We start from the raw sequence: 26,394 nt of genomic DNA, 5'->3' as shown, positions 1-26,394 counted from the left end.
GCTTCTGTGATCTGAATTTTATTCGGTTTTCAGAAGCTTTTATTTTATAATAAACCAATTAGTTATTTAATCTATCTTTGCACTTTTAAAAAACAGAAGTTAAGATAACACATAACTTCTAGCGCATAACTTTTAACTTCTTATAATGATTACAGTTAACGATATTTCAGTACAGTTTGGTGGTACTACGCTTTTTAGTGATGTTTCTTTTGCTATAAATGAAAATGATAAAATTGCCCTTATGGGGAAAAATGGAGCAGGAAAATCAACGCTTCTTAAAATAATTGCAGGCCAAAGCAAGCCTTCGACTGGAAATATTTCTGCGCCAAAAGACGCTGTTGTCGCTTATTTGCCGCAACATTTATTGACTACAGATGGCGCTACGGTAATGGAGGAAACTTCGAAAGCCTTTGGTGAAATTTTTAGTATGAAAGCCGAAATAGACGAAATCAATGAGCAATTGACTGTTCGTACCGATTATGAAAGTGATGCTTACATGAAATTGATAGAAAGAGTTTCTGATTTAAGTGAGAAATTTTATGCTATTGAAGAGATCAATTATGAAGCTGAAGTGGAGAAAATTTTAGTTGGATTGGGATTTGTTCGCGAGGATTTTACCAGACAAACTTCAGAATTTTCAGGAGGATGGAGAATGCGAATTGAGCTGGCTAAAATTCTTTTGCAAAAACCGGATTTAATTTTATTAGATGAGCCTACCAATCATATGGATATTGAAAGTATTCAATGGCTGGAAGATTTCTTAATCAATCAGGCCAAAGCCGTAGTGGTGATTTCTCACGATAGAGCGTTTGTGGATAATATTACGAATCGTACCATTGAAGTGACGATGGGACGTATTTATGATTATAAAGCTAAGTATTCTCATTATTTAGAGCTGAGAAAAGACCGCCGTATGCATCAGCAAAAAGCATACGATGAGCAACAACGTATGATTGCGGATAATAGGACTTTTATTGATCGATTTAAAGGGACTTTTTCTAAAACGGATGCAGTGCAGTCTCGTGTTAAGATGTTAGAAAAACTGGTTATAGTGCAAGTTGACGAGGTTGATACATCGGCATTGAAATTAAAATTCCCTCCTGCTGCCCGTTCAGGTCAATATCCCGTAATTGTAAAAGATTTATCAAAATCTTATGGTGATCACGTTGTTTTTAAAGATGCTAATATTGTGATCGAAAGAGGACAAAAGGTAGCCTTTGTAGGTAAAAATGGGGAAGGAAAATCAACTATGATTAAAGCCATCATGAAGCAATTGGAAATTGATGGCGGCAGTGTCGAAATTGGTCATAATGCGCAAATTGGTTATTTTGCCCAAAATCAAGCGGCTTTGTTAGATGAAAACGCCACTATTTTTGAAACCATTGATGATATCGCGGTGGGCGATGTAAGAACTAAAATCAAAGATATTCTAGGGGCCTTCATGTTTCACGGTGATGATGTGACTAAAAAAGTAAAAGTGCTTTCGGGAGGTGAAAAAACTCGTTTGGCAATGATTAAATTACTTTTGGAGCCGGTGAATTTGTTAATTCTCGATGAGCCTTCAAATCACTTAGACATGAAAACCAAAGATATTATCAAAGATGCGCTTCGCGATTTTGACGGAACCTTAATTTTAGTTTCTCACGACCGTGATTTCTTGGACGGATTGGCAACCAAAGTTTTTGAATTCGGAAACAAAAGAGTGGTAGAACATTTTGAAGATATTAGTGGTTTCTTGGCTCATAAAAAAATGGAAAGCATGAGAGAGATAGAAAAATAGAAATAGTTTTCGAATCTATATTTTTAAAGCAAAAAAGGCGTAATTGGTTTATGTCTTTTTTGCTTTTTTTATTGTGTTAAATTCGAGCGATTTTAAATTAAAGACAAAGTTAAATACTTGTTAATCAATAATTTGATTTTTTGTTTTTTGTAACTTGTATGGAGTTTTGTATGAACAACTAAAATTTGAAATCATGAAAAAGTTAATTTTGACCCTTGTGGCGTTAATGGCTAGTGTCTTGATTTTTCCTTTGTTTTCCCAAACAGAAATGGAACCAGTTGCTTTAGGTTTTCCTGGGGATAATTTTAATCTTTATGCTGTTTTGGATGTTTTTCAGAAATCAGAAACATTGGAAGAATTTGAAAGAGCCATAAATGACAGGGGGAACAATATCAATAATCTGGATCTGAATAATGATAATTTTATTGATTATATTGGAGTGGTTAGTCATCAGGAGGGAAACACGACTTTAATAGTACTTCGGGATTTGGTAAATGATAGAGGTTTTCAGGATGTTGCAGTAATTGAAGTTACTAAGACAAGCAGAGGGACTGTTTTTATTCAGATTATTGGAGATGCCGATTTGTATGGTGAAGATTATATAATTGAACCGGCTGGAGCTATTTATACTACAAGAACACCAAATCCGGGTTATGTATATCCGGATGGCTATTCCATTGGAGCCATAAGCGGGAATATCAGTTTTTATATTAATGATTGGCCTATTATTGTTAATTTGTTCTCGCCTTCGTTCAGGGTTTATGTCTCTCCGTGGTATTGGGGGCATTATCCTGTTTACTGGAATCCCTGGCGTCCGGTTTATTATTACAATTATTGGACTTTTCATCGCCGTTATTATCAAAACAATCTTTATCGTAGAACAGCAGTTATAAGATATCCGGTTTATTATCGTAATTATACACGAATAAGAAATGTTTCGCCATTAGTGAGGGATTATAGAAAAAGCGGTACATATGATCGTACTTATGAAGGGCGTGCTTTTAACCGTCCGATTGTTCCAGTGACAAGACCTACAAATAAACCGGAGTCTAAACGCCCAACGGCTCCAGCGACAAGACCTGAAAATAGACCGGAGCCTAAACGCCCAACGGTTCCAGTGACTAGACCTACAAATAAACCGGAGTCTAAACGCCCAACGGCTCCAGCGACAAGACCTACAAATAAACCGGAGTCTAAACGCCCAATGGCTCCAGTGACAAGACCTGAAAATAAACATGAATCTAAACGCCAAACGGTTCCAGTGACAAGACCTGAGAATAAACCGGAGTCTAAACGCCCAACGGCTCCAATGAGAAGACCTGAAAATAGACCGGAGCCTAAACGTCAAGCGCCTCCAACAATAAGACCTGAAAATAAGCCACAAACGAAAAATGAGGCTAGGAAATCAAACCCACCTGGAATATGAAAAAAAAAATGTATTTGGTTTTCTATTGCTGTTTAAGTTGAATTTTAAAGTTATTAAAAGGTCGAATAAATACTTGATTCGACCTTTTGTTATAGGCGGATTCCTGGAGGTAATAGCTCTTTGTATTCTGGGTTTTTCTTGAAGAAAGAGACAATTTTAGGAAGTATTGGAACTACTTTTAGTTTTTTTTCGATAGCAATAGCCAAGATTTCGGTAAGTAATCGGGCAATGAATTCTTCATTGTCAAAATGGTCTGGAGTGTTGATTTTTGTTAAAAATATTTTTCTTTCCTGAAATGAATATTCAACTGAAACTAATCCCTCTTCAGTTGTTGCTTCGAATTGTCTTGCAAAAGTATTGTCTTTTATTTCCATGTCGATAGACTGCTCCATTATAGTTTATTTATAAAAGTTAAGATTTGGATAATTATTATCCAAGGATTTAATTGTTTTTAAGTGATACAGGTAGTTTTAAATAACTTGAAATTGACTGCTATGGCAGTTTGTTTCTTATTTTTTGTATCAATGAATACAAGCTTTTTTTTAGGTTTAATTCTGAAAAACAATTCATTTTGTTTTTGAATACTCATAGATCAAAAAAGCATTTTCATCATTTTTGTGTTGCTAAAAATATTTTTCACAAAGGTACTGAATTGATTTTCAATATCAAACGTTTTTATGGTTTGCTATTGTTTTTGCAGGGAGTAGTCATAAAGCTGTTTTTTAAAGTAGCTGTTGTTTTATAATTTTTCTGTTTTTTGGTAGTTTTAATGGCATTATGATGAAGTTGTTTTAGTGTGTTTTTGTTTGTGAAATTAGCTGGTTCAAATTTAACGTCAATATAATGATGGAATCGAAGTGGGTTTCGATAAAAAAAATTAATTTTATAATCCATTAATGCTGTTTGATCAGAAAAACGTTGATAAAAGTTAATAAGGAATATGAGTAAAATCCCTGTTTATTTTATGCCAGGATTGGCAGCAAGTGCTTTGATATTTGAAAGAATTAAGCTTCCTGAAGACGTTTTTGAGATTCAGTTATTGGAATGGGAAATTCCCCTGAACAAAGAGTCTTTGGATGAATATGCTAAAAGAATGTCCGGAAAAATTAAACATGAAAATCCCGTTTTGATTGGGGTGTCATTTGGTGGGATTTTAGTTCAGGAAATGGCAAAGCATCTCAATGCAAGAAAAGTGATTATCATTTCAAGTGTGAAAAGTAATTTAGAATTTCCGCGAAGAATGAAAGTGGCCAAAGCGACTAAGGCTTATAAATTGATTCCGATGAATTTAATTTTGAATTTAGAGAATTTGGCTAAATTTTCTTTTGGCGAAAAAATGAATTACAGAATTAAATTGTATGAAAAATTTCTCTCAGTTCGTGATATTGGTTACCTGGAATGGGCGGTAGAAAAAGTGATTATGTGGGATAGGACAGAGGTTGATCCAGATGTAATTCATATCCATGGTAGCCTAGACGATGTTTTTCCGATAAAATACATCAAGGATTGTATCGTGGTCGAAGGCGGAACCCATGTGATGATTCTCAATAAATACAGGTGGTTTAATGCTCATTTGCCAAGCATTATTTTAGGGGAAAAGGCTCAAGTGGACAAATAGTATTATTATTTGGTTCAAAAAAAAACATCCGCAATTGCGGATGTTTTTTTGAATTATATTTTTTTCATCTGATCTTTCATCATCGTGATTTGTTCTTTCAGCATGCCTTGTTTGTCGAGTCTTTTGGCTTCGTTCAAAAGAGTGGTAGCTTCCAGTTTACGCCTTCTTGACATGGCAACACCGGCAAGGTTTAATTTGGCAACAGCTAAATCCATATCCATAGACAATCCCAGTTCAATGGCTTTTTTGAAATATTTTTCTGCTTGGTTGATATTAGTTTGCGAAAGCATGATTCCATGCAGATAATTAAAATATCCCTGTTGTTTTTTTACTAAAGCAGATTCTGGTTTTTTGATGAAGGAAAGCCATTTTTTAGCCCCTTCAAAATCCTGTTTTCTTAATTTTAAGAAGGCAAGTAAGATAAATTCATTTTTAAAGTATAGAAAAATAGGGATTGCAGTCAATAATATAAGGAAGATTCCATTACCAATATTGTTTTCCGTAAATTGCCAAATACTTGTAATTACGATAAGTCCAGCGATAATAAGTTTGATATTCTTGTTTAACATGGTATGTGTATATTTTAAGATTGCAAAGATAGTAAAAGGAATTAAAAATATTTTTATAAAACTACTTGCTAGAAAAAAAAGTCTTTGTATATTTGCACTCGGTTTTGGAACAACAGTTGTTCTAAAATAAGTAGACATATAAATAAGATTTTAAAGATACAAAGCAATGAGCAAAAGAACGTTTCAACCATCGAAAAGAAAAAGAAGAAATAAGCACGGATTTATGGACAGAATGGCTTCTGCAAATGGAAGAAAAGTTCTTGCGCGTAGAAGAGCTAAAGGAAGACATAAATTGACTGTTTCTTGTGAACCAAGACACAAAAAATAATGTTTCTATAAACATAATAAAGGCGTTACTTTTTTTAGTATCGCCTTTTTTTATACCTAATCGTTAAAATAAAAATAACATTAGGGGCTAAAGGTCTAAAGTGGAGTAACTTTGAACTCAAAGCACAGATAAAAAAGCAACTACACATCACAATAATTACAATACAATGCCAAAAGACACATCCATAAAATCAGTTTTAATAATAGGTTCAGGCCCTATTGTTATTGGTCAAGCTTGCGAATTTGATTATGCAGGTTCACAATCAGCACGTTCCATTCGCGAAGAAGGAATTGAAGTTATCTTGATAAATTCAAATCCGGCTACGATTATGACCGATCCATCTATGGCCGATCATGTTTATTTGAAACCGCTAACGACCAAGTCGATAATTGAAATCCTTAAAGCGCATCCTCAAATTGATGCCGTTTTGCCTACCATGGGTGGACAAACCGCTTTGAACTTGTGTCTGGAAGCAGATGAAAAAGGAATTTGGCAGGATTTCGGTGTAAAATTGATTGGAGTCGATGTGAATGCCATCAATATCACGGAAGACAGAGAGCAGTTCAAACAACTTTTAGAAAAAATAGGAATTCCTGCAGCGCCAGCAAAAACGGCTACTTCTTTCTTAGAAGGAAAAGAAATTGCACAGGAATTTGGTTTCCCGTTAGTAATCCGTCCTTCATTTACTCTTGGAGGAACTGGAGCTGCTTTTGTACATACCAAAGAAGAATTTGACGAAAAACTAACCTATGGTTTAGAAATGTCACCCATTCACGAGGTTTTAATTGATAAAGCTTTGTTGGGTTGGAAAGAATATGAATTGGAATTGTTGAGGGATAAAAACGACAATGTTGTCATTATCTGTTCAATCGAAAATATGGATCCAATGGGAATTCATACCGGAGATTCGATTACTGTTGCGCCAGCGATGACTTTGTCTGACACAACTTTCCAAAAAATGCGTGATATGGCAATCCTGATGATGCGCAGCATCGGAAATTTTGCTGGAGGTTGTAACGTGCAGTTTGCTGTTTCGCCTGACGATAAAGAAGACATTGTAGCGATTGAAATCAATCCACGTGTGTCTCGTTCGTCAGCTTTGGCATCAAAAGCAACGGGTTATCCTATTGCAAAGATCGCTTCTAAACTGGCGTTAGGATATAATTTAGATGAATTGCAAAACCAAATCACCAAATCGACTTCGGCTTTATTTGAACCGACTTTGGATTATGTGATCGTGAAAATTCCACGTTGGAACTTTGATAAATTCGAAGGTGCTGATAGAACTTTAGGACTTCAAATGAAATCCGTTGGTGAGGTAATGGGGATTGGACGTTCGTTTCAAGAAGCTTTGCATAAAGCAACTCAATCATTGGAAATCAAAAGAAATGGTTTAGGTGCTGACGGAAAAGGATATACGAACTACGAACAAATTATTGAGAAACTGACTTTTGCAAGTTGGGATCGTGTTTTCGTAATTTATGATGCGATTGCGATGGGAATTCCGTTAAGCCGTATTCATGAAATCACTAAAATCGATATGTGGTTCTTGAAACAATACGAAGAACTTTATACTTTAGAGAAAGAAATTTCGAATTATAAAGTTTCGAATCTTCCAAAAGAATTGTTGCTTGAAGCGAAACAAAAAGGTTTTGCTGACAGACAAATCGCACACATGATGAACTGTCTGGAAAGTGAAGTACATGCTTTGCGTATGGATAAGAACATCAACCGTGTGTTTAAATTGGTGGATACTTGTGCTGCTGAGTTTAAAGCAAAAACGCCATATTACTACTCCACTTTCGAAGCTGAAATTGAAAAAGCAAATGGTGAACGTTATGTAGATAACGAAAGTATTGTAACGGATAAAAAGAAAATAATCGTTCTTGGATCAGGTCCAAACCGTATTGGACAAGGTATCGAATTTGATTATTCTTGTGTTCACGGAGTTTTGGCAGCGAAAGAATGCGGTTATGAAACGATCATGATCAACTGTAATCCTGAAACGGTTTCGACTGATTTTGATACAGCGGATAAATTGTATTTCGAGCCGGTATTCTGGGAGCATATTTATGATATTATCCAACACGAAAAACCAGAAGGAGTTATCGTACAGTTGGGTGGGCAAACTGCCTTGAAATTGGCTGAAAAATTGTCTAAATACGGAGTAAAAATCATCGGAACTAGTTTTGATGCACTTGACTTAGCTGAAGACAGAGGACGCTTCTCTGAATTGCTGACAGAACTTAATATTCCTTTCCCAAGATTTGGAATAGCTGAAACAGCAGATGAAGCTTCTGCCTTAGCAGATACTTTAGATTTTCCATTATTGATTCGTCCTTCTTATGTATTAGGAGGTCAGGGAATGAAAATTGTAATCAACAAAAAAGAATTAGAGGAGCATGTAATCAATTTATTGAAAACAATTCCGGGTAATAAATTGCTTTTAGATCATTATTTGGCTGGAGCGATTGAAGCCGAAGCGGATGCAATTTGTGATGCTGATGGAAATGTGTACATCATTGGAATTATGGAGCATATCGAACCTTGCGGAGTGCACTCTGGAGATAGTAATGCTACTTTGCCTCCTTTTAACTTAGGAGAATTTGTAATGCAACAAATAAAAGATCACACTGAGAAAATTGCCAGAGCATTGAAAACAGTTGGTTTAATCAATATTCAGTTTGCTATAAAAGATGATACGGTTTACATTATCGAGGCCAATCCTAGAGCTTCTCGTACGGTGCCGTTTATCGCAAAAGCATACGGAGAGCCTTATGTGAATTATGCTACTAAAGTGATGTTAGGTCACAATAAAGTAACCGATTTCAAATTCAATCCGCAATTAAAAGGATATGCGATCAAGCAACCGGTTTTCTCTTTCAGTAAATTCCAAAATGTAAACAAAGCATTAGGACCTGAAATGAAATCAACGGGAGAAAGCATCTTGTTTATTGATGACTTGAAAGACGACCAATTCTACGAATTGTACTCTAGAAGAAAAATGTATTTGAGCAAATAAGCTTTAAATTATAAGTAAAAAAAGCCCCTTTATTGGGGCTTTTTTTGTTTGTAATTTGAAAATAGGTTTGTTTATGTGGTTATTTTCATGTGGAAAAGCTGAATGCCTACTTTAACAAAGAGCTCATCGTAAATTTCGCATTTTAAGCTGATCTATAAAAGAATGGCATTATCTCTGGCGTGGCAAGTTGTTTCTATAATCCTCTTTGATTTAGAAAAAGCAAGTAAATATATTATAGTTTGTAGTGGTTTTTTATGGTCAAATATAATTGTAATAAATAGTACTGCAATTGGTTTTTAAGCTGTTCTGGTTTTGCATTTTTTGCGAAGTTTTATATTCATATTTTTTCTGTTTTATTTTGCGTTTTTGATTTCAATAGTGAAAATGTAGACATCAGTTTAAGAAGGATAGTGAAAGCTATAAAAGTCCAGCTTATATTTTAGTGAAATATCTTTTGTACCATATAATGGCTAATTCGGCCACTTCCTTCAATTTTCCTGGTTCTTCAAAAAGATGGGTTGCACCTGAAACGATCTTCATTTCTTTTATACATTTTAATTCATCAAAAGCCATTTTGTTCATCCGGATCACAGGCACATCCATACCGCCAACAATCAATAAAGTAGGAGCGGTAACCTGATGCAGAGCGTTTATAGCCATATCGGGTCTGCCGCCACGGGAGACTACGGCTTCTATTGTTTTGTCAAAATAAGCTGCAGCTCTCAATGCTGATGCAGCTCCCGTGCTGGCACCAAAATAGCCTATAGGTAGGCTGTTTATATTGTCTTGTGTCATAAGCCATTCTGTAGTCTCAATCAACCTTGCGGTCAATAAATCAATGTTAAATCGATTTTCATAAATCTGATCTTCCTCTATAGTAAGTAAGTCAAACAATAAGGTGGCTATATTTTGTTTTTGTAATAATTCGGCAACCATTCGGTTTCGTGAGCTTAATCTGCTGCTGCCGCTTCCGTGCGAGAAAATAACTATTCCTATTGAATTTTCAGGAATCACCAAATCTCCCTTTAGTATTGCATAAGTTAAAGGGATGTCTATTTCTAATTTCTTCATGTTATAAAAATTTAAAATGAATAATTAGTAGGTTTCGCTCTATTATTGATTTGGGTTCGTGTCAAGCAATAATTGGATTACTTCATGATCTTCTACTTGATCGAATTCCTCATAGAATCCACCAACACCTCTAAAATACTTAGAGGCAATCAGATAGATGAATTCATCTGTGTTTTCTTCGAATGTTTTTACGGTATCATAAGGCAAAACGGGAACTGCGACGATGATTTTTGCGGGCTCTTTTCTTCTTAACATGGCAATGCTTACTAAAAGAGTGTTTCCTGTGGCTATCCCATCGTCGATAATAATTATGTTTTTATCTTTTATATCAATGGGTTTGCGCTGATGCATATAAAGCTTGTATTTTTCCTGCAGCAGTTTTCGCAGTCGGACAATTTCTCTTTCAATATATTCTCTAGGCACCTCGGGATGTTCGTCAATAAGCATCGAATCCATTGATACAGCTCCAATGGCGAACTCTTTGTTGTCGGGATGACCAATTTTTTTGGATAGGATGATGTCTAGCGGGAGCCCTAATTTTTGGGCAATTATAGCACCTATGGGAACTCCTCCTCTAGGAACGGCAAGTACTACAGAGTTGCTGTTTTGGTACTTTTTCAATTTTTCCGAAAGCAACAAAGCAGCTTCTGTTCTGTCTTTTAACATCTCATTATACATAGTAACTTATATTATGTGAAAAGTAAAAATATTTAACATAAAGGTACTGATTTTCAGTTGTTTTGCGTTATGCTAAGCTTGATTTTGCTTCTTTTCTTGGGATATAATCCATTCTTAAAGAATAATATTACTTTGCTGTTTTTTTTAGACTTACATAGGTTGTAACAATAAGGTTTTTTATAAATGAATGTGAGAAGTCTTTTTCAGCAGACTTGTATTTTAATCTATTGTAAACTTTACGAGATATTTTAGATTTTTATTATAAAAAAAGCTAAATTTGTTTATCAAATATTAAATAATGATAAACAATATCAAAAACGTTTTTAGTATAAAAGATCTCGAAAATCTTTCCGGTATTAAAGCCCATACGATTCGTATTTGGGAAAAAAGATATAATGTTTTGCAGCCTATGCGCACCGATACTAATATTCGGTTGTATGATTTGGCCAGTTTACAAAAATTGCTGAATATCACTTTATTGCATGAGTATGGCTATAAAATTTCAAAAATAGCTACTTATTCAGATGATAAGATTCCTGCTTTGGTTAGGGAAATAATTTCGTCTAAAAATGCTAAAAATCATGCCATTAGCGATTTTAAATTGGCTATGATGAATTTTGATCAAGATTTATTTTTTGCCACTTATAATTGGTTGGTTGCGCATAAATCTTTCAAAGAAGTTTTTTATGAGGTCTTTATTCCACTGATGCAAGAGATGGGATTGTTGTGGCAAACAGGAACTATAAGTCCTGCTCATGAGCATTTTATCAGTTATTTGATTAAGCAAAAATTATTGGTCAACATCGAAAAATTGCAAGTTTTAAAGTGTGTTAAAACCGATAGGGTTTTTGTACTTTCATTGCCTCTTAATGAAATTCACGAATTAGGATTGATGTTTCTTCATTATGAAATTTTGCTTAAGGGTTATAAGGTAGTTTATCTTGGCGAAAGCATGCCTACAGAGAGTTTAAAAGAACTTAAGAATTATTTCAGTCCAATAGTGTATATTAGCTATTGTACTGTACAGCCAGTGCGGGATGCTGTTGATGCTTATGTTAGTGAGATGAAAGAAGTATTGATTGATGATACTACTCAGCTCTGGTATCTGGGGCATATGGCAGCTTCGATTGATGTGAGATACCATACCGAAAATGTTAGGGTTTTTAATTCTATTTCAGAATTAGTAGAAAACATTTAGTTTTGTTCAAACATTTTGTATATTTGCTAAACAAATGAAAAAGAAAATTACAATAATAGGTTCTGGTTTTTCCGCTTTATCTGCAGCTTGCTATTTGGCAAAAAGCGGACATGAAGTAGCGGTTTTTGAAAAAAATGAAACCATTGGTGGAAGAGCAAGACAATTAAAAAAACAAGGTTTTACCTTTGATATGGGGCCAAGCTGGTATTGGATGCCCGATGTTTTTGATCGTTTTTTTGCCGACTTTGGGAAAAAAACAACTGACTTTTACGAACTCATAAAACTATCTCCAGCCTACCGGGTATATTTTGGAATCGATGATTTTGTTGCTATTGCAGATAATCTTGCCGAAATTGAAGCTACTTTCGAAAATATTGAAAAGGGGAGTGGGCAGATTTTACATGACTTTATGATGGAAGCACAAAGCAATTATAATATTGCCATCAAAGAGTTAGTCTATCGTCCGGGAGTTTCTCCTTTAGAACTTGTGACGGTAGAAACTGCCCAAAAAATAGGGCAATTTTTTAGCAACATAAGTCGCGATGTCCGTAAGAAGTTCAAGAACGAAAAACTAATACAAATTTTAGAGTTTCCCGTTTTATTTCTTGGTGCAAAACCATCAGATACGCCTTCGTTCTACAGCTTTATGAATTATGCCGACTTTGGTCTTGGGACTTGGCATCCTAAAACGGGGATGTTTGATGTTGTTAAGGCAATGGTTAGTTTAGCGGTTGAGCTGGGTGTTCATTTTCATACCAAAATGAATATCGAAAAGATTATTGTCGAAAATAAAATAGCCAAGGCAATAGTGGTTAATGGGCAACGAATTGATTCGGATATAATTTTAAGCGGAGCTGATTATCATCATACCGAAACCTTATTGGATAAAGAATATAGGGCCTATTCTGAAAAATATTGGGATAGTCGTGTTTTTGCCCCTTCATCATTATTGTTCTATGTTGGTTTTGATAAAAAGATTCAAAATATTTCACATCATGCTTTATTTTTTGATGTGGATTTCAATCAACATGCTGCTGATATTTATGATAAGCCGCAATGGCCAAAAGAACCTTTGTTTTATGCTAATTTCCCTTCGGTGACAGATAAAACGGCTGCGCCTGAGGGAATGGAATCGGGGTTTTTCTTAATTCCGTTAGCACCTGGAATTGAGGATTCACAAGAGTTAAGAGAGGAATATTTTGATAAAATTATCGATCGTTTTGAGAGTTTAACACAACAAAGTATTAGGAAAAATATTATATTTAAAGAATCCTTTTGTAAAAATGATTTTGTTTCTCAATACAATTCGTATAAAGGAAACGCATATGGAATGGCAAATACCTTACTGCAAACCGCTTTTTTAAGGCCAAAGTTGAAAAGTAAGAAAGTGAAAAATCTCTATTTTACAGGACAGTTAACTGTTCCAGGACCTGGAGTTCCACCCGCATTAATTTCTGGAAAATTAGTGTCAGAATTGATAGATAAAGCAATTTAAAGAACCATAATTATGAAACAACTATTTGATGATGTCTCTTTCAAATGCAGTAAACTGGTTACCAAAAACTATAGTACTTCATTTTCATTGGCGGTATATATGCTGTCACCAAGTATCAGAGATGCTATTTACAGTATTTATGGTTTTGTGCGTTTTGCTGATGAAATTGTAGATTCTTTTCATGGTTTTGATAAGGAAAACTTGATTAATGATTTTGAAAAAGAGTATTATAAAGCCTATCAAGCGGGAATCAGTTTGAATCCTATTTTGAATTCCTTTCAGCATACCGTAAAAGAATATAATATTACTGATGATTTGATTCAGGCTTTCCTGAAAAGCATGAAATTAGATTTAATTAAATCAGATTATGAAACACAGGGGGAATACGAAGACTATATTTACGGTTCAGCCGATGTGGTGGGTTTGATGTGTCTCAAAGTTTTTGTCAAAGGAAATGCCAAGCGTTACGAACAGTTAAAAGCCGAAGCCATGCGATTGGGTTCTGCTTTTCAAAAAGTAAATTTCCTTCGCGATTTAAAAGATGATAATTTGGTTTTAAACCGCAATTATTTTCCTGGGGTAGATCTAAAATCTTTTGATGAAAAAGCCAAAACGGCTATTATCAAAGAAATCGAAGAAGATTTTAAAATCGCCTACCAAGGCATTGTAAAATTGCCAATTGAAGCTAAATTTGGAGTCTACACGGCCTTTGTGTATTATAAAAAACTACTCAAAAAACTGGAAAACACACCGTATTACGAAATTGGTAATGCCAGAATCCGAGTGTCTAATTATACCAAAGCAGGACTTCTAGCGCAATCATTTGTAACTTATAAATTGAAATTAGTCTAGCAATTAGTACTTTTAAACAAAAAAAACAATGATCTCTTTTTTAATTTTTATAAGCGTTTTTCTCTTCATGGAATGTGTCACTTGGCTCACTCATAAGTACATTATGCATGGCTTGATGTGGTATTTTCATGAAGACCATCACCAGCCAAAATACGCCCATCCTTTTGAACGCAACGATATTTTCTTTGTCATTTTTGCCATCCCAAGCATCGTGCTTTTTTATTACGGCGTCGAAGGCGGAATCAATTATTTGTTCTTCATCGGACTTGGGATCACCACTTATGGTTTTTGCTATTTTATGATTCATGATGTTTTAATTCATCAACGTTTCAAGTGGTTCAAAAATACTAAGAATAAGTACCTCATTGGTTTGCGTAAAGCCCACAAAGTACATCATAAACACCTGGGAAAAGAGGACGGAGAATGCTTCGGAATGCTGTTTGTCCCTTTTAAATATTATAAAATGTAATATCATTTGGGCGAGACACATTTTTTTGATTAAACTCATATAATAATAAGTTAAAAACTTTTTTCAAATATACCTGACAGCCACTGGCTGTCCTCCTTTTAATTTCAAATCTCACGCAATCCCATTTATACTTCAAGAATAGCATATAAAACATTACTGCCATGAAACTCTATAAAAAAGAATCCGTCCAATATGTCAATGCGAGTATAGAGGAATGTTGGGCTTTTTTCTCCAGCCCAAGAAACCTTCAAAAAATTACGCCCGAAACCATGGGTTTTCAAATCACTGATTTTGATGGCAAGAACATGTATGCCGGCCAAATCATTCAATACAAAGTATCTCCACTTTTAGGAATCAAATTGCCATGGGTTACCGAAATTACTTTTGTCGAAGAGAATAGCTATTTTATAGACGAGCAACGTTTTGGACCTTATGCTCTATGGCACCATAAACATTTCTTTGAACCTACAGAAAACGGAGTAAAAATGACCGATCTGGTTCATTATGCTTTACCATTGGGGTTTTTAGGGCGAATTATGAATACTTTGGTTGTAAAAAACAAACTAAAAGCCATTTTTGAACACAGAGAGAAAATGGTTAACCAACTTTTCAATTCAAAATAATGGACAAGCAAGCGGTAACTGTTTTTTGGTTTCGTCGGGATTTGCGTTTAGAAGATAATGTGGGTTTGTTTCATGCATTACAATCTCCTTATCCTGTAATTCCATTGTTCATCTTTGATGATGCCATTCTGGATAGTTTGCCAAAAAATGATGCGCGAGTTGGTTTTATTCACGAATCATTGTCAAAAATTAATGCGCAACTCGATGAATTAGGAAGTTCGCTTTTGATAAAAAAGGGAACAACAGCCGCTGTTTGGCAATCATTAATTCAAGAATATAATATCAAAGAAGTTTTTTTCAATAAAGACTATGAACCTTATGCCATAAAGCGAGATCTTGTAATTTGTGATTTATTGCAGGCAAATAACGTGGTTACAAATTGCGATAAAGACCAAGTGATTTTTGAAGAAAAAGAAATCACAAAAGACGATGGTTTGCCATATACCGTCTATACGCCTTATAAAAACAAATGGTTAGAAAAATACAGGCTCAACGCTCCAGTAACGGAATTTGATTGTTCTGTTTACTTTTCTAATTTTTATAAAAGCATTTTTGATTTTCCTACTTTGGAACAAATAGGTTTTACAGCAAATCCCATAAAAGTAAAACCTCATAATCTCACTCAAATAAGCAATTATCAGGAAACCCGTGATTTTCCGGCTTTGGATACTACTTCCTATTTATCACCACATTTGCGTTTTGGAACAGTCAGCATTCGGAAATTAGTCAATTGGGCAGCTCGAAAAAATGATGTTTTCCTGAGTGAACTCATTTGGCGAGAATTTTTTATCCAAATTCTTTATAGTTTTCCAAAAGTGATCGATCATAATTTCAAATCGGCTTATGATGGAATTCAATGGCGCAATAATGAAGACGATTTTAAGCGCTGGTGTACCGGAACAACAGGTTATCCTATGGTTGATGCAGGCATGCGTCAACTCAATGAAACGGGCTATATGCACAACCGCGTGCGTATGGTTGTAGCGAGTTTTTTATGCAAGCATTTATTGATTCAGTGGCAGTGGGGCGAAGCCTATTTTGCCGAAAAGTTATTGGATTATGAACTAGCTGCCAATGTAGGAAACTGGCAATGGGCTGCGGGAACGGGTTGTGATGCTGCACCTTATTTCAGGGTTTTCAATCCTGAAATCCAATTGAAAAAATTTGATGAAAAAGGGATTTATATTCGCAAATGGATCCCTGAATTTGATTTGGGTTATGGGCAACCATTGGTCGATCATGCTATGGCGAGGGATAGAGCGATTGCCACTTACAAAGCCGGAATATTGAAGTGATTTTTGATCCTAATTTTTTCATTCCGACGAAGGAGGAATGACGAAAATATGTAAATCTATTTGATCAACTTAGTTAGCATCCCCTTAAAAATAAAACCATGAAAAGGTAAAACAGCATACCAGTATAGTTTTCCCCAAATACCTCGAGGCCTAAACGTAGCCGATTGATAGAGGGTATTTCCAATGATTTTAAACTCTAGCCAAGCTTCGCCTGGTAGTTTCATTTCGGCAAAGAGAATCAATTTTCCTTCTTCTTTATTGGCATACAAAACCCTCCAAAAATCCAGTGCATCACCGGCATGAATATCGTGTTTGTTGGTACGTCCTCTTCTGGAGCCCACACCACCATACAATTTATCTATAAAACCACGCAAACCCCACAACCAGTCTCCGTAATACCAGCCTGTTTCTCCACCAATAGACCAGATTTGGTGAATGGTATATTCTCGGTTTATGATTTCCATTTTGCGTCGGTCAATGAAACAGTCTTTTTTTGGTACCTGTAAATATTCGGAAATATTACTTGTAAAACGACCACTGATCAGGGAATCTTTCCAACTCGATGCTACTTTGTCTTCATCTACTTTTATTAATGCTTTCGAAAGTGCCTGTTCATAAGACATGGGATGTAGCTGTAATAGTTCGTTGATTTTAGTATCTCTACACACCACTTCAACCTTCATGCTGCTCACTAAGGCAGTGGCCAACTTATAAGATGTTGAGGTGACGAAATACAGCCAATAGGAGGAGAGTTTAGGCGTCATTACAGGAACTGTAAAAATCCAGCGTTTTAGTTTTTTTGCTTTGGCAAATCCCAAAAGCATTTCTTTGTATGTTAAAATATCGGGGCCGCCAATATCAAAACTTTGATTGTAAGTGATAGGATTTAAAAGTGATTTAGATAAAAAATCGAGTACGTCAGTGATGGCAATAGGTTGGCATTTAGTATTGAGCCATTTTGGGGTGATCATTACAGGAAGTTTGTTGACCAAATCCCGAATAATTTCAAAAGAAGCACTACCAGAACCCACGATAATTCCCGCTCGCAAAGTGGTTAGCGCAAAAGCTCCCGAGCTGAGAATGTTTTCTACATTTTTTCGGGAGGATAGGTGTTTTGAAAGTGATTTGTCATTCACAATTCCGCTCAAGTAAATCACTTGTTTAGCTTCGGTGTTATTAATTTTTGAAACAAAATTCTCCGCTGAGATTTGTTCCAATTCATCGTAATTATCAGATGAACTCGACATAGAATGAATGAGGTAATAGGCCGCATCAATATCTTCCGGGATAGTATGAAGCGTTTCTTTTTTTAGGAAATCAACTTCAATAACTTCAATTTTTTCTTTGAATTCAGTCGGAATATAAAACCTGTTTTTATCTCTTACGCAACAAATTATATCGTGTCCCTGATGGACTAAAATGGGTAAAAGTCGCTTCCCGATATAACCTGTTGCGCCTGTTAAGAGAATTTTCATGGTTTTTTATTTAAATTTAGCTCAATTTATTCGAAATCAGACTAATAAATTCTTTTCGGGTTTTGTTTTTTTCAAATGCACCCGTAAAAGAGGAAGTAGTGGTAAACGAATTTTGTTTTTGAATGCCACGCATTTGCATGCACATATGTTGGGCCTCTATAACCACTGCGACGCCTAGCGGTTCTAATGCTTCTTGGATGCAATTTTTAATTTGGTCAGTCAATCGCTCTTGAACCTGCATTCTGCGGGCGTATGCATCTACAATTCTAGGAATTTTACTCAATCCAACAATTTTTCCGTTAGGAATATAAGCGACGTGTGCTTTACCAAAAAAAGGCAACATATGATGCTCACACATAGAGTAAATTTCAATGTCTTTTACCACAATCATTTGGCTGTGGTTTTCGGTAAACAAGGCTGATTTTAAAATTTCTAAAGGATCTAAATCATATCCATGAGTTAAGAATTGCATGGCTTTGGCAACTCGTTCAGGTGTTTTTTCCAGTCCTTCCCTGTTGACATCTTCGCCTAAGTTTTCGATTATATTTCTGTAATTAGCGGCTAGTATGTCCGTTGTTTCGCTGTCGTATTGCTCTGTTTTTTCGTAATTTTTAGTTTTATTTAATATCATTTTTTGTTTTTTTATGAAGATTAGATTTTAAAGGTAACTATGCCATAATCCATTTCGAATATTTGGCCTGAGATTGATTTTGCTTTTTCAGAAATTAAAAAGTCTGCCATATTAGCCACTTCATTTGGAGCTAAATAGCCTTTCATCGGATGACGTTCTTTCATGTTTTCTTTCATTCGATCGTTGCGTAATATACCTGCCGAAAGTGATGTTTCAGTAATGGTAGGGGCAATAGCATTAATTCGTATCGTTGATGCTAATTCAGCCCCAAGTGATTTTACCAGCCCTTCGATACCCGCTTTTGCCGTGGCAATGCTGGCATGAAAAGGCATACCCAGTTTTGCGGCAACGGTGCTAAAAAGCAATATCGATGGATTTGTTCCTTTTTTTAAAACAGGCAAATACTGCTGAATGGCCTTTACGGCACCAATCACATTAATCTCAAAATCATTTCTGAAATCATCAATACTTAAACTTCCAATTGGTTTCAAATTAATCGAACCGGGACAGTAAATTAAAGTGTCAATGTTTTCTATTTCTGGTAGCGAGTTTTTCATTACATCCAAGGTATAATGTTTCAGATTGGAATGTGAAATTTCAGGAGCATTTCTGCTGATATTATAGATGTAATTGTTTTCTAATTGTTGCAATAAAATCGCATTTCCAATTCCTTTGCTTCCGCCTATGATGACTATGTTTTTCATAAAATGTAATTATTGTCTTTTAGAAATTTTATTATTACTAATGTTTCTTTGTCTGTTGCATTTAAAACGTCCTTTTTCGAATTCGCGTAATTTTTCATGTTTTGTTTTTCGACCCTGCACCCGTTCGCGCCACATTCTAAAGCTTGACGGTTTCATTTCGGTACGCATTAAGTCAATCACTTCTTGTTCTTTTAAACCAAATTGCATTTGGATTGCTTCAAATGTGGTACGGTCTTCCCAAGCCATTTCAATCACTCGATCTTTTTCTAAATCAGATAAAGTTTGTGCTACCATTCTTAATATTTTAAATAGTCATTGACCTTGATGGTTGCTTTCAAATCAAACATTAAATTGTATAAACCAAAGAAAGTCCTGTTCATGTAAATAAAATGTTTCGAACCTCGATTGCCATTCATTTTTTTGAGATTAGTGTCATTAGCAAAGCGTTCTCCTAGTTGTGCAATACTTTCAAAAAAGACTTCATCCGAAAAATCAAAAGTTTCTCCTTGGAATGGCTTGGTGAATAATGACAATAGATCGTAAAACATTTGAGTGAAATAAGCGATTTCTTCTTTTGAATCATCTGTTCGAAGGATTTCTAAATCGAATAATTTCTCTTGGAATAGTTTTTCATTGTCTATGATTTCTTTGTTAATTAATTCGAAATAAGGAATGTAGAAATCATTAGGAATGGTTTTCATACATCCAAAATCTAAGGCAACCAATTGATTTTTGTTGTTGATTAAGAAATTCCCCGGATGTGGATCAGCATGTACTTTTTTCAGAATATGAATTTGATACATATAAAAATCCCATAAAGCTTGACCGAGTGTATTGGCAATTTCTGGATTTGAATTTTTAAATTCAGACAGATGAACTCCGGTCATCCAGTCCATGGTGATTATTTTTTCGGAAGAATATTCAGGATAATATTCCGGAAAAACGAGGTTGTCAATTTTTCTGCAAGCATCAACCACTTCTTGGCTTTGTTTCAGTTCCAATAAATAATTGGTTTCTTCAATCAATTTGTCTTCTACTTCCTTAAAATATTTATCGGAATCTTTTCCCTGTAGATTAAACATTCTGATGGCTATGGGTTTAACCAAAGCCAGATCAGACGAAATACTGTTGGCAACACCAGGATATTGGATTTTTACAGCCAGTTTTTTACCGTTTTTGGTGGCCAAATGAACCTGACCAATACTCGCGGCATTAACCGAATTGGCATTAAATTCATCAAAAATCTCATAGGGTGTTTTGCCAAAATTAGATTTGAAGGTTTTTAGCACCAATGGAGCCGAAAGTGGCGGAACAGAGAATTGGGACAGGGAAAATTTTTCTACATAGGCCTGTGGCAGAAAATTTTTGTCCATACTTAGCATTTGAGCTACTTTCAAAGCGCTGCCTTTCAAACTTTTCAAACCATCATAAATATCTTCGGCATTATTTTCGTTCAATTTATCTCGGGTCAAGTCTGAATTGACCATTTTTTCCCCGTAATATTTAAGATAGTTTACGCCTACTTTAGCGCCCGTCTGAACCAGTTTTGTAGCTCTTTCAATTTTTGAAGTTGGAATATAGTCTATTGTTTTCATTATTTATTTTGTATTTTTTCTTTAAAAATAAACTTCCCAAAATCGATTAAACTATTAATTGGTCCCACGTTCATCAATTCGAAACTAAGTTTTACGGATTTTTCAATATAAATATCTGTTTTTTCAAAATTGGCAGAGCCGTCCTCCAACCAAAATTTTAATGTAAATAGAAATTGAACCCAAGCGCTTTCTTGAATCGCTTTTTCTTGAAAATCTTGAATTTTTTCTTGTTGAATGCGTACTTCATCAGTCGTGATTTCGCCAATGAATTTTTTGAAATGATTTCTTAAACCCGAAAGTTGCAGTAAATTTTTTAACTGATTTTTATCTTCTTTGAGGCTCATACTAACATAGCTGCGATTGGCTACGAGTAATTCGAAAAAGGTAAAATAGAAGCTCAGTAGCTTACTTTTCATGTCATAAGAGTCATAATTAGTATCTTTATTCAGTAATTCAACGGTTTTTTCAAAAAACAGATTGTAGATCTCCTTTTCGATGCTTTCCAGATTTCCAAAGAAACTGTAGAATTCCGCTTCGGTGAATTCATTTAATTTTGAAAATTGATATACTGATTTAGGCTTCTCGCCTTGCTCTAAGGTATAATTCATAAACATGGATACAATAGAGTCCTTTGTTATTTTAGATTTTTTAGTTGCCATTTTTTTTTGTTTTTTAAAACCGTATAAAGATAATAAATGTTTAACAAAATGATGTTAAAGTTAAACAAAAATATATTCGTATCTTTGATAGACTTTAAGAATGATAAATTGGAATACGGATGAAAAAAAATGTTTTGTTGACAGGAGGTACTGGATTTGTAGGGAAATATTTGACTCAATTGTTGATTGAGCAAGGTTTTTCAGTCTCTATTTTGAGCAGAAGTAAAAGAACAAATACCGAAGATGTATTTTATTATACTTGGGATGTTCAAAAACAAACCATTGAAAAAGAAGCCGTACTCCAAGCTGATTATGTCATTCATTTGGCTGGAGCCAATATTGGAGAAAAAAAATGGACCAAGGCGCGCAAAGAGGAAATACTATCCAGCAGGGAACTTTCGGCTCAATTAATTTATAGTGTTTTAAAAAAATACGATAAAAAATTAGACGCTTTTATTTCTGCTTCGGCAATCGGGATTTATGGAGCGATCAACGGCGAGGAGATCTGTACGGAGGAGATGAAACCAGCCAATGATTTTTTAGGGCTCACTTGTCAAAAATGGGAAGCTTCTGCTGATCGTATCGGTGAGTTGGGCATACGCACGGTAAAAGTCCGTACCGGTTTGGTCTTGGGGAAAAATGATGGATTCCTTAATAAATTAACGCCCATTTTTAAGTTGAAATTGGGCTCAGCACTGGGTTCGGGGAAGCAATACATGCCCTGGATTTATGTGAATGATTTGTGTGGAATCTATCTTGCAGCCATTAAAAATCCCCAAATGCAAGGCGCTTATAATGCAGCCATCGATGATAATACGACCAATGCCAGTTTTTCTAAAACATTGGCAAAAGTGTATGGCTATAAGATTTGGTTGCCTCATGTGCCCGCTTTTTTGATCAAAATGGTTTTGGGTGAGATGGCTTTATTAGTCTTAACTGGGCGTCGGGTTTCTTCAGATAAAATTAAACAATTAGGATTTCACTTTCGACATGAAAATTTAGAGGAGACAGTCCGAGTTTGTTTGGATAAATAAGTCTTAATGAAAAACAGTTTTGACACTAACATTGACGTTTTTAGCTATTTTACTCCTCACGATAGAAGGAACTTCAATATTGAAATCGTCGGTGTTTAAAGTGAAATTAGAAATGAGTTCCATGCCTTCGGCAATTTTTTGGATTTGGGCAATAACATTTATTTTTTTGGATTTCCCACGGATAATTATTTCCCCTTTGATCAGGTATTCCTCTTTTTTTTCGTTTAAGTTTTTAATGTCAAATTTTTCAATAATTCCTTTAAATATGGCCTTTGGGTATTTCTTGCTATCCATATAATTTTTATTGAAATGTTCTTCCATCAGGCTTCTTTCAAAACGGAACTGGTTTATCATTGCCACAAAAACGATAGTATTTTTTTTTGTATTCAAAACAGAATTGACCATTTCGTTTTTAGCTTCCACAGCTTCAAAAAAAGGCACAGACGCTTCAAAAACAATACTGCTGTTTTTGGCGATCAATTTCTCTTGTGCATCAATTGAATTGGCAACAAGTAAAAGGAATAGAAGTAAAATTGTTTTCATTTTGATTGCTTGTATGCTGTTTCTTAAAGTTACGAAAAATAATCCAAAATGGTTTTGAAAGCAGCGTATAAAACACAAAAAAAAGAGCCATAAAAATGGATTTTCAGGCTCTTTTATAAGGATTGTTAGTTTTTTAGTCTAATTGGATTAGAACATTGTGTTTCTCTAAACGATTGATGGTTTCCTCAGAACAGAAATTATACATCTCTTTCTCGCGTTTTTTTTCCTTTTTTAAGGCAATTTGGTTCAGGCAATTTTCAAAACGTCTTACTTCTTCAAGAGTAGAGAGGATAAGACCCGGAACCATGGCATTTGCGCCATCTTTGTCTTTTGAAACCATCGTAAAATAAGAAGAATTGCAATGTTTGACTAGTCCGGTTTGGATATTTTCTGATTCGACGCGGATACCAACAATCATTGAACTTTTGCCTACATAATTTACGCTGGCTTTCATTGTTACTAATTCGCCCACTTCAATAGGATTCAGGAAATCGACTGTATCCACGGAGGCAGTCACGCAATAATTCCCCGAAAATTTAGAGGCGCAGGCAAAAGCAATCTGATCGAGTAAGGAAAGAATGTATCCGCCATGAATTTTACCGCTAAAATTTGCGTGTGAAGGCAACATTAATTCCGAAATGCTGATATTAGACGAAGCTACTTTTTTATAGGTCGATTTCATAGCGTTTAGTTTAATAATTGGTTTTCGTCTTTTTCAGCTCGGTTGATGATACTTTCGGGAAGCGATTTCTTAGCCTTGGCGCCCATTTTTTTCAATTTTTCCACGCTGGTAATCAGGTTTCCTTTTCCTTCAACCAGCTTGTTCATCGCACCGCTATATTCGGCTTTACTTTCGTCTATTTTCTTGCCAATTTTGATTAAATCAGCAACGAAACCTTCAAATTTATCATACAAAGCACCGGCTTGTCTCGCAATTTCAAAAGCATTTTCCTGCTGCTTTTGGTTGGTCCACATGCTGTCTATGGTTCGCAAAGTAGCCAATAGAGTAGAAGGCGTCACAATGACGATGTTTTTCTCGAAGGCTTTGTTGTATAAGGTTGTGTCTTCGTTTAGTGCCATCGCAAATGCGGGTTCCATTGGGATAAATAGCAATACAAAATCCGGACTTTCTATTTGGTACAAATCCTGATAATTTTTGTCTCCCAGTTGTTCCACATGGCGTTTGATCGAGTTAACATGTTCTTTCAGGTAGCCGTTTTTCAAACTGTCGTCTTCCTCATTGATGTATTTTTCATAAGCGGTCAATGATACTTTTGAATCGACTACCATCTTTTTGCCGTCAGGCAGGTTAATTACAACATCCGGGAACACGCGCTGTCCCTCGCTATTGGTGTGGGATTGCTGTACATAATATTCACGGTCTTTTTCCAGTCCCGATTTTTCTAACACGCGCTCTAGTACCAGTTCGCCCCAGTTTCCCTGCATCTTGCTGTCGCCTTTTAAGGCTTTGGTCAGGTTGATGGTTTCTTTGCTCATTTGGATATTCATTTCGCGTAAGCCTAAAATCTGTTGGCGTAAAGCCGCATGATAATCGATGCTTTCTTTGTGAGTATCTTCGACCTTTTTTTCGAATAACTGAATTTTATCCTGCAAAGGGGACAGGATGTTTTTCATGTTTTCCTTGTTCTGCTCGGTGAATTTATTCGATTTTTCGTCTAATATTTTATTGGCCAAGTTTTCGAATTCTTTGGTGAATTTCTCCTGTAGTTTCTCGACCTCGTCTTTTTGCTCTTTGTTGCGTTCCCAAAGATTTTCAAAATCGACTTCTTTTTTTGAAAGTTGAATAGCCAGGCTGTCTTTTTCGCTTCGGATGATTTCTTTCTCAGAATTTATGGTTTCCAATTGTTTTTCGAAAGCCATTTTATCATTCGAAAATTGTTCTTTTAATTGATTGAATTGGGAATTTAAAGCAATCAATTTCTCTTCGAGACTAATCTTTTCCGATTGAAAACGGGCAGAGAATAAGAGCTTTCCAATAAAAATACCAAGGGCAAGAGCAATGATAAAAACCAATAAAAACGGGAGCATAGTTGACATAAAAGGGCTGTTTTTTTTATAAAAAGTAAAAGTATGAAAAAGATAGGAGAGTTCGTTAAAATTGATAACAGACAATTTAAAATGTGCTTTTACACAAAATTTACTTTTAGCCATGGCTTATAATTATTTCATCCTTCGCAAAGCCTATGGTTATTTAAGGTAGTTGTTTATAATTGGATAAGGCAGAAGAAACTTATGCGATAGCTGCATCTTCTCAATAATGCACAGGGAGATTGTTTAGGGGTTGTGTATAAGTTGTTTAGGTTTAGTGTTTTAGTAGTATTAATTATAGTATATTAGTACTATTATAGTGCTATAAGAGTACTATATCTATGCTTTAAATCATTTTAAAACATTTTGCATAAGTTGGGATTAAATTAGTGATTGTATAGCTAAATATTATTTACCTATGGGAAAATTAGAGGGGATTGTTCGTTTTACGGGGAGTTTTGACGGCTTGTCGTTTTATAAGCTTAGGGGGAAAATTGTTGTTCGGAAGACTGGCGGGTTTAAAGGGGATGCCATAAAAACGCAAGCTAATTATGTACGGACACGAGAGAATGCCTCTCAATTTGGGTATTGTAGCAGGGCGGGAAAGGCATTGCGTATGGCATTATTTCCTTTTGTTCGAAAAATACGCGAGCCATATATGCACAATTATGTGGTTTCGTTGTTGATACAAATTGTAAATTTTGACACTTTATCCCTTCGAGGGTGCAAAACTTTGACATTAGGTTTGGCCAGCGATGAGGGACGGTCTTTGTTGAATGGGTTTGATTTTAACAAGGAGTTGTCTTTTAAAAAAGTATTTCCCGTTGCTTACACTGTTTCGTTGGCAGAAGGGAAGTTTGTTGTTCCAGTTTTTAAAATGGGATCGCTTTCTTTTCCTGTGGGCGCTACGCATATTGGACTGCAGTTTTTGTTGCTTCGTTTTGATTTTGATCTTCTAGACTATCAATTGCAAACGAGCGAGGTTTGTTATTTTGCGAAAGCGGATAGCGAAGCTTCGTGTGAGTTGGTTGCTCCTGCTGTTGGAGGAAATGGTTCTTTATTGGGTTTGGTGTTTGCGTCTTTTTATCAAGAAATCAATGGGGAACGCTATGCTTTGGAGGGATGTGTCTTGAGTGTGGTGGATTTGCAGGTGTAAGTGTTTTTTTGGGTTGTAAGAAAAAAAAGTCTCACCGAAGCAAGACTAAAGATTTTCATCTACTCCGCCGCGGCGGATTATTGTGATACGATTAAAGATTAGAAATTATTTTAAAAAGTGAATC

The 26,394-nt window shown here is 35.3% G+C and carries 26 protein-coding genes; 13 read left to right on the top strand and 13 right to left on the bottom strand.

The annotated features are described in order from the left end of the window. Nucleotides 1-145: 145 nt before the first annotated feature. Together BUB25_RS02480 and BUB25_RS16330 are read left to right on the top strand one after the other, a co-directional pair. Complete coding sequence (locus tag BUB25_RS02480) at nt 146-1,780, top strand: ABC-F family ATP-binding cassette domain-containing protein (protein ID WP_072939293.1); 1,635 nt, start codon at nt 146-148, stop codon at nt 1,778-1,780. Nucleotides 1,781-1,973: 193 nt separating this feature from the next. Further along, nucleotides 1,974-3,206, top strand: coding sequence for a hypothetical protein (locus BUB25_RS16330; RefSeq protein WP_139256884.1), 1,233 nt, complete (start codon nt 1,974-1,976; stop codon nt 3,204-3,206). Between the two features lie 89 nt (nt 3,207-3,295). Here BUB25_RS16330 and BUB25_RS02470 read toward each other — a convergent pair whose 3' ends face one another. Next, nucleotides 3,296-3,580 carry a GNAT family N-acetyltransferase gene (locus BUB25_RS02470; RefSeq protein ID WP_072939800.1) on the bottom strand — a complete coding sequence of 95 codons (285 nt, stop codon included), beginning with the start codon at nt 3,578-3,580 and terminating at the stop codon, nt 3,296-3,298. Between the two features lie 566 nt (nt 3,581-4,146). Here BUB25_RS02470 and BUB25_RS02460 point away from each other — a divergent pair. Beyond that, on the top strand, nt 4,147-4,824 hold the full coding sequence (locus BUB25_RS02460) for an alpha/beta hydrolase (RefSeq protein ID WP_072939287.1): 678 nt from the start codon (nt 4,147-4,149) through the stop codon (nt 4,822-4,824). 53 nt (nt 4,825-4,877) lie between these two features. Here BUB25_RS02460 and BUB25_RS02455 read toward each other — a convergent pair whose 3' ends face one another. Next, complete coding sequence (locus BUB25_RS02455; RefSeq protein ID WP_072939283.1) at nt 4,878-5,393, bottom strand: hypothetical protein; 516 nt, start codon at nt 5,391-5,393, stop codon at nt 4,878-4,880. Nucleotides 5,394-5,559: 166 nt separating this feature from the next. Between BUB25_RS02455 and rpmH the strand changes: the two genes are divergently transcribed. Together rpmH and carB are read left to right on the top strand one after the other, a co-directional pair. Beyond that, a complete protein-coding gene (rpmH, locus tag BUB25_RS02450) occupies nt 5,560-5,721 on the top strand; it encodes a 50S ribosomal protein L34 (protein ID WP_007136275.1) in 162 nt (53 codons plus the stop codon). 166 nt (nt 5,722-5,887) lie between these two features. Further along, entirely contained in the window at nt 5,888-8,743 is a 2,856-nt protein-coding gene (gene carB, locus BUB25_RS02445; protein ID WP_072939280.1) for a carbamoyl-phosphate synthase large subunit, read from the top strand. Nucleotides 8,744-9,175: 432 nt separating this feature from the next. On the opposite strand, the gene BUB25_RS02440 is transcribed toward carB, so the two are convergent. Both BUB25_RS02440 and BUB25_RS02435 read right to left on the bottom strand, forming a co-directional pair. After that, nucleotides 9,176-9,814: a dienelactone hydrolase family protein gene (locus BUB25_RS02440; protein WP_072939276.1), complete on the bottom strand. Its 639-nt coding sequence runs from the start codon at nt 9,812-9,814 to the stop codon at nt 9,176-9,178. Nucleotides 9,815-9,856: 42 nt separating this feature from the next. Further along, nucleotides 9,857-10,492: a phosphoribosyltransferase gene (locus tag BUB25_RS02435; protein ID WP_084089385.1), complete on the bottom strand. Its 636-nt coding sequence runs from the start codon at nt 10,490-10,492 to the stop codon at nt 9,857-9,859. Nucleotides 10,493-10,790: 298 nt separating this feature from the next. Here BUB25_RS02435 and BUB25_RS02430 point away from each other — a divergent pair, with 298 nt between their 5' ends. From BUB25_RS02430 to BUB25_RS02400, 6 genes are all read left to right on the top strand, one after another. Continuing rightward, nucleotides 10,791-11,690 carry a MerR family transcriptional regulator gene (locus tag BUB25_RS02430; protein ID WP_072939273.1) on the top strand — a complete coding sequence of 300 codons (900 nt, stop codon included), beginning with the start codon at nt 10,791-10,793 and terminating at the stop codon, nt 11,688-11,690. A 34-nt stretch (nt 11,691-11,724) separates the two neighbouring features. Beyond that, nucleotides 11,725-13,185 (top strand): phytoene desaturase family protein, encoded by a 1,461-nt coding sequence (locus BUB25_RS02425; protein ID WP_072939270.1) that lies wholly within the window; start codon nt 11,725-11,727, stop codon nt 13,183-13,185. A 12-nt stretch (nt 13,186-13,197) separates the two neighbouring features. Further along, a complete protein-coding gene (locus tag BUB25_RS02420; RefSeq protein WP_072939266.1) occupies nt 13,198-14,037 on the top strand; it encodes a phytoene/squalene synthase family protein in 840 nt (279 codons plus the stop codon). 28 nt (nt 14,038-14,065) lie between these two features. Next, nucleotides 14,066-14,506, top strand: coding sequence for a sterol desaturase family protein (locus BUB25_RS02415; protein WP_072939262.1), 441 nt, complete (start codon nt 14,066-14,068; stop codon nt 14,504-14,506). A 161-nt stretch (nt 14,507-14,667) separates the two neighbouring features. Then, nucleotides 14,668-15,129: an SRPBCC family protein gene (locus tag BUB25_RS02405; protein ID WP_072939256.1), complete on the top strand. Its 462-nt coding sequence runs from the start codon at nt 14,668-14,670 to the stop codon at nt 15,127-15,129. Beyond that, nucleotides 15,129-16,424 carry a cryptochrome/photolyase family protein gene (locus BUB25_RS02400; RefSeq protein ID WP_072939253.1) on the top strand — a complete coding sequence of 432 codons (1,296 nt, stop codon included), beginning with the start codon at nt 15,129-15,131 and terminating at the stop codon, nt 16,422-16,424. The genes BUB25_RS02405 and BUB25_RS02400 overlap by 1 nt, the downstream gene beginning before the upstream one ends. Before the next feature lie 56 nt (nt 16,425-16,480). Here BUB25_RS02400 and BUB25_RS02395 read toward each other — a convergent pair whose 3' ends face one another. From BUB25_RS02395 to BUB25_RS02370, 6 genes are read right to left on the bottom strand one after another with little or no spacing between them, the layout of a single operon-like run. Further along, nucleotides 16,481-17,899 (bottom strand): SDR family oxidoreductase, encoded by a 1,419-nt coding sequence (locus BUB25_RS02395; protein ID WP_072939250.1) that lies wholly within the window; start codon nt 17,897-17,899, stop codon nt 16,481-16,483. Between the two features lie 16 nt (nt 17,900-17,915). After that, a complete protein-coding gene (gene folE / locus BUB25_RS02390; RefSeq protein WP_072939248.1) occupies nt 17,916-18,530 on the bottom strand; it encodes a GTP cyclohydrolase I FolE in 615 nt (204 codons plus the stop codon). A 20-nt stretch (nt 18,531-18,550) separates the two neighbouring features. After that, entirely contained in the window at nt 18,551-19,234 is a 684-nt protein-coding gene (locus BUB25_RS02385) for an SDR family NAD(P)-dependent oxidoreductase (protein WP_072939245.1), read from the bottom strand. Between the two features lie 9 nt (nt 19,235-19,243). Beyond that, on the bottom strand, nt 19,244-19,528 hold the full coding sequence (locus tag BUB25_RS02380; RefSeq protein ID WP_072939241.1) for a TIGR03643 family protein: 285 nt from the start codon (nt 19,526-19,528) through the stop codon (nt 19,244-19,246). A 2-nt stretch (nt 19,529-19,530) separates the two neighbouring features. Then, the gene (locus BUB25_RS02375) at nt 19,531-20,829 is read right to left on the bottom strand and encodes an ABC1 kinase family protein (RefSeq protein ID WP_072939239.1); all 1,299 of its coding nucleotides are present in this window, start codon (nt 20,827-20,829) and stop codon (nt 19,531-19,533) included. Continuing rightward, nucleotides 20,829-21,488, bottom strand: coding sequence for a TetR family transcriptional regulator C-terminal domain-containing protein (locus BUB25_RS02370; protein WP_072939236.1), 660 nt, complete (start codon nt 21,486-21,488; stop codon nt 20,829-20,831). The genes BUB25_RS02375 and BUB25_RS02370 overlap by 1 nt, the downstream gene beginning before the upstream one ends. Nucleotides 21,489-21,607: 119 nt before the next feature. On the opposite strand from BUB25_RS02370, the gene BUB25_RS02365 reads away from it, so the two are divergent. Beyond that, entirely contained in the window at nt 21,608-22,522 is a 915-nt protein-coding gene (locus BUB25_RS02365; RefSeq protein ID WP_072939233.1) for a TIGR01777 family oxidoreductase, read from the top strand. Between the two features lie 3 nt (nt 22,523-22,525). On the opposite strand, the gene BUB25_RS02360 is transcribed toward BUB25_RS02365, so the two are convergent. The 3 genes from BUB25_RS02360 to rmuC all read right to left on the bottom strand — a co-directional run bounded on the left by BUB25_RS02360 (nt 22,526) and on the right by rmuC (nt 25,123). Next, nucleotides 22,526-23,065, bottom strand: a complete 540-nt coding sequence (locus tag BUB25_RS02360; protein ID WP_072939230.1) for a YceI family protein — start codon at nt 23,063-23,065, stop codon at nt 22,526-22,528. A 133-nt stretch (nt 23,066-23,198) separates the two neighbouring features. After that, nucleotides 23,199-23,747: an acyl-CoA thioesterase gene (locus BUB25_RS02355; protein ID WP_072939228.1), complete on the bottom strand. Its 549-nt coding sequence runs from the start codon at nt 23,745-23,747 to the stop codon at nt 23,199-23,201. 5 nt (nt 23,748-23,752) lie between these two features. Beyond that, complete coding sequence (gene rmuC / locus BUB25_RS02350; protein ID WP_072939794.1) at nt 23,753-25,123, bottom strand: DNA recombination protein RmuC; 1,371 nt, start codon at nt 25,121-25,123, stop codon at nt 23,753-23,755. Nucleotides 25,124-25,532: 409 nt separating this feature from the next. Between rmuC and BUB25_RS02345 the strand changes: the two genes are divergently transcribed. Then, nucleotides 25,533-26,270 carry a hypothetical protein gene (locus BUB25_RS02345; protein ID WP_072939225.1) on the top strand — a complete coding sequence of 246 codons (738 nt, stop codon included), beginning with the start codon at nt 25,533-25,535 and terminating at the stop codon, nt 26,268-26,270. The last annotated feature ends 124 nt before the right edge of the window (nt 26,271-26,394 follow it).

It is taken from the genome of Flavobacterium granuli (assembly GCF_900129705.1).
Lineage (GTDB): Bacteria > Bacteroidota > Bacteroidia > Flavobacteriales > Flavobacteriaceae > Flavobacterium > Flavobacterium granuli.
Note: the sequence above shows the minus strand (reverse complement) of the source record. Positions and strands in the feature narration are given on the sequence as shown.